Source organism: Flavobacterium cheonhonense (assembly GCF_035671315.1).
GTDB classification, from domain to species: domain Bacteria; phylum Bacteroidota; class Bacteroidia; order Flavobacteriales; family Flavobacteriaceae; genus Flavobacterium; species Flavobacterium cheonhonense.
Window position 1 is genome coordinate 1 of record NZ_JAXAVY010000011.1, and the last position, 11,837, is coordinate 11,837.

7 protein-coding genes are annotated in these 11,837 nt (G+C 39.7%); 5 read left to right on the top strand and 2 right to left on the bottom strand.

The annotated features are described in order from the left end of the window. Positions 1–91: 91 nt before the first annotated feature. Positions 92–1,375: a UDP-N-acetylmuramoyl-tripeptide--D-alanyl-D-alanine ligase gene (locus SK086_RS13415; protein WP_324692311.1), complete on the bottom strand. Its 1,284-nt coding sequence runs from the start codon at positions 1,373–1,375 to the stop codon at positions 92–94. Between the two features lie 66 nt (positions 1,376–1,441). Next, positions 1,442–3,166 (bottom strand): gliding motility lipoprotein GldJ, encoded by a 1,725-nt coding sequence (gene gldJ / locus SK086_RS13420; RefSeq protein ID WP_324692312.1) that lies wholly within the window; start codon positions 3,164–3,166, stop codon positions 1,442–1,444. Positions 3,167–3,371: 205 nt separating this feature from the next. Here gldJ and porU point away from each other — a divergent pair, with 205 nt between their 5' ends. The 5 genes from porU to SK086_RS13445 all read left to right on the top strand — a co-directional run bounded on the left by porU (position 3,372) and on the right by SK086_RS13445 (position 11,763). Further along, positions 3,372–7,199, top strand: coding sequence for a type IX secretion system sortase PorU (porU, locus tag SK086_RS13425; RefSeq protein ID WP_324692313.1), 3,828 nt, complete (start codon positions 3,372–3,374; stop codon positions 7,197–7,199). A 37-nt stretch (positions 7,200–7,236) separates the two neighbouring features. Next, positions 7,237–8,433 (top strand): type IX secretion system outer membrane channel protein PorV, encoded by a 1,197-nt coding sequence (gene porV, locus SK086_RS13430; protein WP_324692315.1) that lies wholly within the window; start codon positions 7,237–7,239, stop codon positions 8,431–8,433. An 84-nt stretch (positions 8,434–8,517) separates the two neighbouring features. Further along, entirely contained in the window at positions 8,518–9,000 is a 483-nt protein-coding gene (gene cdd, locus SK086_RS13435) for a cytidine deaminase (RefSeq protein ID WP_324692317.1), read from the top strand. A 136-nt stretch (positions 9,001–9,136) separates the two neighbouring features. Continuing rightward, positions 9,137–10,135: a pyruvate dehydrogenase (acetyl-transferring) E1 component subunit alpha gene (pdhA, locus tag SK086_RS13440; protein WP_295338465.1), complete on the top strand. Its 999-nt coding sequence runs from the start codon at positions 9,137–9,139 to the stop codon at positions 10,133–10,135. A 2-nt stretch (positions 10,136–10,137) separates the two neighbouring features. Then, the gene (locus SK086_RS13445; RefSeq protein ID WP_324692320.1) at positions 10,138–11,763 is read left to right on the top strand and encodes a 2-oxo acid dehydrogenase subunit E2; all 1,626 of its coding nucleotides are present in this window, start codon (positions 10,138–10,140) and stop codon (positions 11,761–11,763) included. Positions 11,764–11,837 lie beyond the last annotated feature (74 nt).

Below are 11,837 nucleotides of genomic sequence, written 5' to 3' on the forward strand. Positions count from 1 at the left end.
TAAAATTCCACTCTATAAGTGGAATTTTTTTTTTGCCCCTACCCATCTAAACTTTATGTATAAAAAAACCACTCCGAAGAGTGGTTTAAGATTATATCAGTTCAAGCGTTCTTTCGAGTGCCATACCCCTTGAGCCTTTGATCAAAATAGTTTTGTTTTGCCAATGCAAAGCTGATAAAGCTTTAGCAAAATCCTCAAAGGTTTCATAAAAGGAAAAATTAGTTTTCGGGAGTTGATTGGCATAAAAATCTTTCCCCACGAAATAACAGATCATGGATTCGTTTGTACTTAAAAAATCCACAATACTTTTGTGTTCTGACTTGCTTTCTTGCCCAAGCTCATACATATCGCCTATGACAACAATTTTATTAGGTTTATCCAATTGTATAAAATTCTCTAAAGCAACTCTCATACTGCTTGGATTGGCGTTATAAGCGTCCAAAATAATCTCATTCGTATGCTTAACCATCAACTGGGAGCGATTGTTGTCGGGCACATAGGATTCGATAGCCGTCTTGATATCCTCAATCGGCACCTTGAAGTAATGTCCGATAGTAATAGCCATACAAATATTAGCCGCATTATATAATCCAATTAAATGTGAAGTAATATCAGTACCAAGCGCTTTGACTTTTACAAAAGGATTGGCAGCAACTGACTCGATAAAAACAGTCGCATCAGGATTAGTTTGGCTGAAAGTAATTCTGTTGAAATGCTCCGTTTTTTCGCTTTGCAAAGTATCGTCTAAATTGACAAAAGTGGTTTTATTGTCCTTGGCTAAAAAAGCATACATTTCGCTTTTCCCTTTAATCACTCCTTCTACACCTCCAAATCCTTCCAGATGCGCTTTCCCGAAATTGGTGATAAAACCATAATCCGGTCTCGCGATGTCGCACAAAAACTCAATTTCTTTTTGATGATTAGCGCCCATCTCTACAATTCCTATTTGGGTGGATTGGTCAAACGACAACAAAGTGAGTGGCACACCAATATGATTGTTCAAATTGCCAACTGTAGCTTTAACTTGAAACTTTTTAGCCAAGACAACATTTACCAATTCTTTGGTGGTCGTTTTACCATTACTGCCGGTCAAAGCAATAATAGGCAGCTTTAAATATAGTCGATGGTAAGTTGCCAACTCCTGTAAAGCTGTTAAACTGTCCGGAACCAATATTGTTCTGTGGTCGATATGATACGCTTCGTTGTCAATTAAAACATACTTAGCGCCTTTTTGCAAAGCTTCTGCGGCAAAGGTGTTAGCATCAAAACGATCTCCTTTAATGGCTACAAAAAATGAATCCTGAGTAATCTTTCTGGTATCGATAGCAATCCCGGAGGTTTGCAAAAAAAGGGAGTGAATTTCTTGAATGGTCATGGGAAATATATTAAAACAAAAAAGCCCTTAAAAATAGGGCTTTTTTGGTATTGTTACGAACTATAATTAGTTTCTTGGTCTTTTCTTTTTGTCGGCTTTTGGACCTACTCTTGACATAGCACAACGGAATCCGATGTAATCTGTCGCGATATCTTGCGGGAAGTATCTTCTTTGCGCCGGATCTAACCAGTAAGCTCTGTCTCTCCAAGAACCTCCTTTGTAAACTCTTACATCATCGTTTACTAAAGTCGTTCTCTTGTTTGACTTATCATACTTTTTAATCATATTCCCTAAACTGTCGGTATCAACATTATGTTTAGGAGAATCATACATTCTTTGGTCGTCTCTTAACTTACCTTTGTCGTCTCCTTCTTCAGAACCGAATTTGAAGTATCTTGAAGATTGTCTGTCACCATCACGATAGTTACGGTTGTCAGATTTGTCAAAGTTTTGTCTTAAGTAAGTTTCTTTATCGTCAACGGGAACTTGTGCAATTTGACCAGGGAAGTTTCTTGAAACAATTTTACCGTTTGACAACGTATCGAATTGTTGTGACTCGGCTGTAACCAATTCCACTTTTCCGTCTTCACCAATCTTGTTTTTCATGTAAACGTTACCTCTGTAGTAGTTGAAGTCATTCGCTTCGTCATCTACGATAGGTCTGTAAACGTCCGCAACCCATTCAGCTACGTTACCGGCCATATCATACAAACCAAAGTCGTTTGGAGGATACGATTTAACTTTATTAGTGATATCAGCGCCGTCATCAGACCAACCTGCAATTCCACCGTAATCACCTTTTCCTTGTTTGAAATTAGCCAATTGATCACCTCTAACTTGTCTTTTTCCTGAACGAGTGTAAGCACCAGACCAAGGATATTTCTTCTGACCTTTATATGTATTGTATTCTCTTTGTCCTACATCAGCTGCAGCAGCATATTCCCACTCAGCCTCGGTTGGCAATCTGTACTCCGGCAAAATCAAACCGGAAGTTCTTTGTGCATATACGTTTTTAGGACTGTTACCTTGTGTATTGGTAGCACCGGCAGCAGGAGCAGCACTCCCTTTTTTACCTGAAGCGGCTTTCTGACCTCTTTTCAATACTATTTTATCGTCACCGCCCATAGCTGTTGAAGGCGAAGCCAAATAAGCTTCAGTACTGAATACTTTGTCAGCTGACGCGTCAGTTACCTTAGCATCTTTTTTCAAGTATCTTTGCTCTTCTAAGATTTTCTCGTTAACACGGTCTGTTCTCCATTTAGCAAATTCTGTCGCCTGAATCCAGTTCACCCCTACTACAGGATATTCAGCATAAGCCGGATGTCTTAAGTAGTTGTTAGTCATCGTTTCGTTGTATCCCAAACGATTTCTCCAAACTAAAGTATCAGGAGAAGCTCCTTCATATATGTTTTTGTAATTTTCTTGATCCGGAGGAAATACTCTTTTTAACCAATCAAGGTACTCCATATACATCATGTTGGTCACCTCAGTTTCATCCATGTAGAATGACATTACGTGCTGTTGATTTGGAGTGTTATTCCAATCGTGCATCACGTCGTCCTGAACCTTACCCATAGTAAATGTTCCACCTTCCACTAAAACCAAACCCGGCCCGGTAGCTTGCTTCTTGAATTTGGAAGCATACTGAAAACCACCTTTCTTATCGTTGATTTTCCAACCGGTAGCTTTTGAGCCACCTTTAGAGTCAGATTTCTTACTACAACTGGTAAAACCAATCATTACCACTAGGGATAGTAATAATTTTACAGCAATAATTTTGTTTACTTTCATATTTTTAGTAGGTAAATTTTAGTGGCGCAATATAAGAATTAACCTTTATACTGCAACAACTTTTTTAAATTAATACTAAAACACGCCCATTCCTGCGAGTTTCATATACAACGCAAAAATAATAGTTTTATTGTATTTTGACTGAAAAAAAATATTTTTTTCCTTTTTAATACAATTTTGCTGAAATTTGCGTTTATTGTATACTATGAAAAAGATTATTACCGTACTACTTTTGTTAACTGCTTATCTAGGCAACTCTCAAGAGCAGGGAAATATCGTGTTGAACTGGACTGAAAAAAGAGCTTTCTCCTACGGAGATTACAACTTCACTATACCACAATTTAACCCAGACAATTTTGTCTACGACAACTACAACCAAACCTTAGTTTTTAATTTCAGAGTAAAAGTCGGCTATACCGTTTCAGAAAATAGTTTACAACTCAACAACCTCATTTTCGAACCTATAAGCGAATCACAATTAGGAGATTTAAATACCAAAAACATACCTAGTAGCTTCAAATACACGATTAAAAATAGCAAAGCACGCGACATCAACTTTGCTCAAATCAGCATCTCCCCTATAGTAAAAGAAGGCAACTCTTATAAAAAATTAATTTCTTTTAACTACACTTTACAAAACAACAGTACCAATCGCAACGCCGCAACCTTTAATAATATTAACAGCATTGACAATTCGGTTCTAGGAACAGGAAATTGGTATCGCTTTTACATCCAAAAATCCGGAGTTTATAAAATCAGTAAAAGTTTTCTGCAAAGCTTGGGCATGGAAACCAACGTTGACCCCAGGAGGATTAAAATTTACGGTCATGGCGGCAGAATGGCTCCACTTTTAAACGGCACTGCTTATCCGATGGACATTGAAGAGAATGCGATTCATTTTGCAGGAGAAAGTGATGGCTCATTTGACAGCCAAGACTACATCCTTTTTTATGCCGAAGGATTAGACAATTGGAATGAAGAAAACAAAACTCATCTGAATTTGTACGCCAACAGAGCCTATTACTATGTAACTGCCTCGGGTGATACTGGAAAAAGAATAACCGATTTCGTTCAGCCCACAGCAAATGCCAATACTGTAATTACCAATTTTGACGACTATCAATTCCATGAAATTGACGATGTAAACATTGCTAAATTAGGAAGAGTTTGGTTTGGAGAACAATTCGGCATCGACAACGAACAAGAATTCGACTTTACATTTCCAAATCTGGTAACAAGCAGCCCAATTGCAGTTAAAACGCACGTAGCCGCTTCCGCTTTCAACCAAACGAGTTTCAAAATCGAAGCCAACAACCAATTGGTAGGCAATATGGGGATTAACGCGTTAAGTACTAATAGTGGTTGGGAAGCTTACGATAACACTTTAGAAAACAACGTGAATGTAACCGGCGAAGATGTCACTATTAAAGTCACTTATGATAATGGTGGTGTTCCCAGCGCCAAAGGTTATTTGGACTATATCGCCATAAAAGCCAAAAGAAACCTCTCCGGCATCGGAAAGCAATTTCGTTTCCAATTGGATCAGGCACCATTTTTATCCGGTGTAGGCGAATACCAAATCAGCAATGCCGCCGACATTATTCAAGTTTGGGACATTACCGATATTTACAATGTAACTAAGGTAAACAATGACAATCAGAGCGTTTTATCATTCAAAGCCAATTTAGGCGAAACACGAAAATACATAGCGGTTGACAATTCCGATTTCTTATCTCCTATGAAAGAATCGAAGTCGAAAGTAGACAACCAAAACTTAAAAGGAACTATTTTTACTAATGCGCAAGGGCAATTTCAAGATGTTGATTATCTGATTATCACCCCGAAATTCCTGAACACCCAAGCCGAAAAACTGGCCAACTTCCATAGAAATTACGCTAACTTAAACGTGAAAGTAGTCAACTTGGAAAACATTTACCAAGAATTTTCTTCCGGCAAACAAGACATAGCCGCGATTAGAAATTTTGTCAAATATGTTTACTTCAACGCCTCCGATGCAAGCAAAAGAGTAAAATACCTCAATATTTTCGGCGATGGTTCTTACGATTTCAAAGACCGAGTAGCGAACAACACCAATATAGTTCCCATTTACCATGCACTAAACAGTTACACCGAAACGGAATCCTCTTTTTCCTCTGACGATTTTTATGTTTGTATGGATGCCGATGAAGGCAACACCAACTTTTTCTTTGACGGAATGGACATAGCCGTAGGAAGAATGATTGTAAGCACGACTCAACAAGCCGAAGAAATGGTCAATAAAGTAATAGAATACCACGACATCCAATCGTATGGCAGTTGGCGTAACAATTATGTAGCCATAGCCGACGACTCCGACAAAACAGCGGACATTACTTTACAAACCAAACAAAACAATTTGACCGACGCTATTGTTACTGAAAAACCTTTTATCAACTTTAAGAAAATTTTACTCGACTCCTACCAACAAGAAACTTCTGCCGGAGGAAAACGCTATCCAAAAGCCCGAGAGGAAATTTTTGCTGCTTTTGAAAAAGGCGCTTTGGTCTTCAATTACCTCGGTCACGGTGGTGAAGACGGTCTTTCCGGCGAGAGAATTTGGGAAAAAACAGATGGCGAAAACCTGCTGAATCGATACAAATACCCTTTATTTATTACGATTACCTGTGATTTTTCTCGTTTCGACAATCCGTACCGACCAACCGCAGGCGAATACACTTATTGGAATCCTCGCGGCGGTGCAATTTCCATGATTACAACGGTACGCTCTATTGGCCAAATCCCTGCTGAAATTTTCAACGACCGAATCGCGAAATACCTCTTTGCTTACGGCAGCAACGAATATACTTCCATCGCCGAAGCCCTGAGATTGGCGAAAAACGAAAATCCGAACACCGCAACCAATGTCGTCTTCTATTTAGGCGATCCGGCTTTGATGCTCGCGATACCGAAACCAAAAGTAGTATTAACCAAAGTAAACGATATGCCGATTACGGGTCCGATAGATGATTTTCAATCGTTAGCTTATGTTAAAATTGCCGGAGAAGTTTTGGATGAGAATAACAATTTACTACCAACATATAGCGGCGAATTATCGGTGAATATTTTCGACAAAAATGTAACCCGAGCCACCTTAAATAACGATGGAAATAGTCCGCCAATCAATTTTACCAACTTGGGAGAAACCATCTTCAGAGGCAATGCTTCTGTCACCGGTGGTCGATTCGAATTTGGCTTTGTGGTTCCGAGAGACATCAGAATACCTGTCGGCAATGGTAAAATCAGTTTTTACACCAAGCGAAATCAAATTTTATTGGACAAAACGGGTTACAACACCGACATCAAAATTGGCGGAATCAATCCGAATGCCACAGCCGACAATGTTGGTCCAAGAGTACGATTGTATATGAATGACGAAACTTTTGTCAATGGCGGCATCACCAATGAATCTCCTTTCTTATTGGCTTTATTAGAAGATGAAAACGGAATCAACACAGCGAGCGGCATTGGCCATGACATCATTGGGATTTTAGACGGAGACGAAAGCAAACCGTACATCATGAACGATTATTACGAAACCGAACTCGACGATTATACCAAAGGAAGAGTTTATTTTCCGTATAGAAACTTAGCCCCCGGATTACACACCATCACTTTTAAAGCTTGGGACGTATACAACAACCCTATCTCTGCCGAAATTCAGTTTGTGGTTATGGGAGACGAAACCATAACATTGGACAATGTTTTGAATTATCCTAACCCGTTTGTAAATTACACCGAATTTTGGTTTTCACACAACAGACCATTCGAACCTTTGGAAGTACAAGTTCAAGTGATGACCATAACCGGTAAAATTGTATGGACCAAAAACCAAACCGTAACCACTGATGGCTTTTTATCTCGTGAAATTACTTGGGATGGCAAAGACGACTTTGGTGACCGAATAGGAAAAGGCGTTTACATCTACAAGCTCACTGTAAAATCCACTTTAACGAATAAAAAAGCAGAAAAGATAGAAAAACTTGTAATCCTTTAGGAAAATATTATATTTGTTAACTTTTATTATACCGAAGATGAAAAAAATTGCGCTACTACTTCTAATCACAACCACTATATCTTTTGTAAATGCCCAACAAGACAGCCGCGTCATTACAACCGGCGTTCCGTTTCTTTTAGTAGCTGCTGATGCACGTGCTGCCGGTTTAGCTGACCAAGGTGTAGCCACTTCATCTGATGCTTTTTCACAACAATGGAATCCCGCTAAATATGCTTTCGCCACAGACGGACAAGGATTTACCGCAAGTTACACTCCTTACCTGACAGATTTAGTAAACGATATTTCCTTAGGTCAAGCCACCTATTACAAACGTTTCGGAGCTGATGGCCGTAGTGCCTTTGCGGTGAGTTTGCGTTATTTTGGATTGGGGGAAATAGAACTCAGACAAAACGCAGATGATCCGGCTCAAATTGTAAAACCCAATGAATTAGCCTTAGACGGTTCTTACTCGCTTAAGCTTAGTGAAAAATTCTCTATGGCCGTTGCCGGTAGATATATTCGTTCAGCCTTAAGAATACCAACCGGAGAAGGCGATGCCAAACCGGCCAGTACTTTTGCCGTAGATATTGCCGGTTTTTACCAAGGAGAAGAAACCGCTTTAGCCGACTTTAACGGCAGATTGCGTTTAGGATTCAACTTCCAAAACTTAGGTCCGAAAATCAACTACGATGCGGGAGCATCCGACGATAACAGTGCTAACTTCTTACCGGCCAACATGAGATTAGGTGGTGGATACGATTTCATCTTCGACGATTACAATAAAGTATCTGTAAGTGTAGAGTTAGCCAAACTTTTAGTGCCAACTCCGCAAAGTGCAGACATAGATGGCGATGGATTAGTTACTACCCCAGAAGAAATTGCCTTGAGAGATGCCAACAATGCTGCTTACAACAAAGTGAATTGGGTTTCCGGTATTTTCAAATCGTTCAACGATGCACCGGGCGGATTCAGTGAAGAATTAAAAGAGTTCACTTATTCGGTTGGAGCGGAATATTTATACCAAGATTCCTTTGCCATGCGTTTAGGTTACTTTAATGAAAGTCCGGAAAAAGGAGCCAGAAGATTTTTCTCTTTAGGCGCAGGATTCAAATACAACGTAGTTAAAGTAGATGTTTCATACTTGTTCTCTGCTTCAAAAGTTAAAAACCCGTTAGAAAACACCCTTCGTTTCTCGTTAACGTTTAACTTTGGTGATAAATACGAAGAATATTAGTAGATAAACAATCATAAATTCAATATCCAAATTTCATTTGAAATTTGGATTTTTTTTCCTCAATAGTGAAATAAATTCTTTAGAATGCAACAAATAAACATCAACACCTCCTTCACCGTTTTCGAATCAGTAAATGAATTACCGCAAGACATTCAAGCGTTAATGGAACAAGCCGTAGCCATCCGAAAAAAAGCCTATGCGCCTTATTCTAAATTCAGAGTTGGTGCCGCTTTACTCTTAGATAACGGTCAAACTGTTTTAGGTTCCAACCAAGAAAACGCGGCCTATCCTTCCGGACTCTGTGCTGAGAGGGTTGCCATATTCCAATCAGGCGCCATTTATCCAGAAGCTAAAATTTTAAAAATGGCCATCTCAGCTGCTTCTGATACCAATGAAACTAAATCGCCCATTCCACCTTGCGGTGCCTGCAGGCAATCCATTTATGAGTACGAATTCAAGCAAGATGCCGATATTGAGATTTACTTTATGGGAGAAAGCGGAGCCATTTACAAATCGGATTCGATTAAAAATTTACTACCCTTAAGTTTCGATAAAAACTTCTTGTAACAAACAAAAATTACTGCTTTTAAATTTTACTTCTTACGGGGAATGTTTTACTTTTGCCTTTCGCAAATTTGTGTGTGAGTGAACTATTTTGCGTTGAATAAAATAAAAACTTAAATAACACTTTAGAAAAGTAAAAATGAAAGAAGTAACCAGAGAAGTTTATTTAAAATGGTATGAAGACATGCTGTTTTGGAGAAAGTTTGAAGACAAACTTGCCGCACTATATATTCAACAAAAAGTTAGAGGATTTCTTCACTTATATAACGGACAAGAAGCCGTATTAGCAGGTGCACTCCATGCAATGGATTTATCCAAAGACAAAATGATTACCGCTTATCGTAATCACGTTCAACCTATCGGAATGGGTGTTGATCCCAAAAAAGTAATGGCTGAACTTTTAGGAAAAGTTACCGGAACATCCAAAGGGATGGGCGGTTCTATGCACATCTTTTCCAAAGAACACGGATTTTACGGAGGTCATGGTATCGTAGGAGCACAAATTCCTGTAGGTGCCGGAATGGCTTTTGCCGACAAATACTTCAACACCGGTGGTGTTACCCTAACCTATTTCGGTGACGGTGCTGCGCGTCAAGGTTCATTACACGAAGCTTTCAACATGGCCATGTTATGGAAATTACCGGTTGTTTTCATCTGTGAAAATAACGGATACGCCATGGGAACTTCAGTAGAAAGAACAGCCAATCATACCGATGTTTGGAAATTAGGTTTAGGCTATGAAATGCCATGCGGACCGGTTGATGGTATGAACCCAATCAAAGTAGCCGAAGCCATGCACGAAGCTATCGAAAGAGCTCGTCGCGGAGACGGACCAACTTTCTTGGAAATGAAAACGTACCGTTACAGAGGTCACTCAATGTCGGATGCGCAATTGTACCGCTCTAAAGAAGAGGTAGAAGAATACAAAAAAATCGACCCTATCACTCAAGTATTAGACATCATCAAAGAGAAAAAATACGCTACTGATGAAGAAATTGAGGTGATTGATGAAAGAGTAAAAGATTTAGTAGAAGAGTGTGCCACATTCGCCGAAGAATCTCCTTTCCCGGATGCACAACAATTGTATGACGTAGTATACGAACAAGAAAATTATCCTTTCATTCCTCACAGACTATAATTATGGCAACAAAAATCACTATGCCGCGTCTAAGCGACACGATGACGGAAGGAACCGTAGCTACTTGGTTAAAAAAAGTGGGCGACAAAGTTTCTGAAGGAGACATTTTAGCAGAAATTGAAACTGACAAAGCCACAATGGAGTTTGAAGCTTTTACAGCAGGAACTCTTTTACATATCGGAATTAATGAAGGAGAAACAGCTCCGGTAGATTCGCTTTTGGCCATCATTGGTAAGGAAGGCGAAGACATTTCGGGCTTACTTTCCGGCGATAATGCCCCAGCGGTAGTTGCTGAAACAAAAGCTGAAACTCCGACCCAAGCTGAAACCCAACCGACAACTACTTTACCGAAAGGTGTTACTGTAGTAACCATGCCACGATTGAGTGATACTATGACCGAAGGAACGGTAGCCACTTGGTTGAAAAAAGTGGGCGATAATGTTAAAGAAGGTGATATACTGGCTGAAATCGAAACAGACAAAGCTACTATGGAGTTCGAATCTTTCAACGCCGGAACGTTGTTGTTTATTGGTATTCAAGAAGGACAATCTGCTCCCGTTGACAGCGTTTTAGCGATCATTGGCCCTGCGGGGACTGATATTACGGGTGTTGCTGAAAACTTTACAAAAGGTGGCTCTTCAGCAGCTCCAGTTGTTACAGAAGCAACTCCTGCTTCTGCTCCCGCTACTGCAACTCCTCCTGTATCTGAAACAACAACTAGTGGAAGAATATTTGCTTCGCCTTTGGCCAAACAAATCGCAAAAGACAAAGGCATTAACTTAGCTCATGTAAAAGGCACCGGAGAAAACGGTCGTATTACCAAAAGCGATGTTGAGAATTTCAACCCATCAGCAACTTCAATGCCAGTATCCGCTTCTGCTCCTGCAGCAAGTGCCTCAGAAACTGTTTCAGCTCCTGTTGTAAAACCATTTGTTCCTGCCGGTGAAAAATTCAGCGAAGAAATCAAGAATTCGCAAATGCGTAAAACTATTGCACGTCGTTTGGCCGAATCAAAATTCACTGCGCCTCATTACTACTTAACTATTGAAGTAAGCATGGATGAAGCGATGAAATCACGTGCAGTTATCAATACCGTTCCGGATACTAAAGTATCATTTAACGATATGGTAGTAAAAGCTTGTGCTATGGCTTTGAAAAAGCACCCACAAGTAAATTCGCAATGGAGAGAAGATGCCATGATCATTAATCACCATGTAAATATTGGTGTAGCCGTAGCCGTTGAAGATGGTTTAGTGGTACCGGTATTGAACTTCACCGACCAAATGAGTCTATCTCAAATTGGTGCTGCAGTGAAAGATTTAGCAGGGAAAGCCAAAAACAAAAAACTGACACCGGCCGAAATGGAAGGCAGTACTTTTACTGTTTCTAACCTGGGAATGTTTGGCATCCAATCTTTTACTTCTATTATCAACCAACCGAATTCCGCTATTTTATCAGTAGGTGCTATCGAAGAAAAGCCGGTTGTTAAAAACGGTCAAATCGTAGTAGGCAATACCATGACTCTTACACTAGCCTGTGACCACAGAACCGTTGACGGAGCTACAGGAGCACAATTCTTGCAAACATTGAGAATTTATCTGGAAAATCCGGTGACGATGTTAGCTTAAAATAAAAAGCCTTTATAAATAATAAAACCCGCTCCTTGGAGTGGGTTTTTTATTGGGGCGTGTCCTCGTCTCGC

Bases quoted from the DNA above. Each gene is read 5' to 3' on its own strand.
- SK086_RS13415 (WP_324692311.1), bottom strand. From the start codon at position 1,375: ATGACCATTCAAGAAATTCACTCCCTTTTTTTGCAAACCTCCGGGATT.
- gldJ (WP_324692312.1), bottom strand. From the start codon at position 3,166: ATGAAAGTAAACAAAATTATTGCTGTAAAATTATTACTATCCCTAGTG.
- porU (WP_324692313.1), top strand. From the start codon at position 3,372: ATGAAAAAGATTATTACCGTACTACTTTTGTTAACTGCTTATCTAGGC.
- porV (WP_324692315.1), top strand. From the start codon at position 7,237: ATGAAAAAAATTGCGCTACTACTTCTAATCACAACCACTATATCTTTT.
- cdd (WP_324692317.1), top strand. From the start codon at position 8,518: ATGCAACAAATAAACATCAACACCTCCTTCACCGTTTTCGAATCAGTA.
- pdhA (WP_295338465.1), top strand. From the start codon at position 9,137: ATGAAAGAAGTAACCAGAGAAGTTTATTTAAAATGGTATGAAGACATG.
- SK086_RS13445 (WP_324692320.1), top strand. From the start codon at position 10,138: ATGGCAACAAAAATCACTATGCCGCGTCTAAGCGACACGATGACGGAA.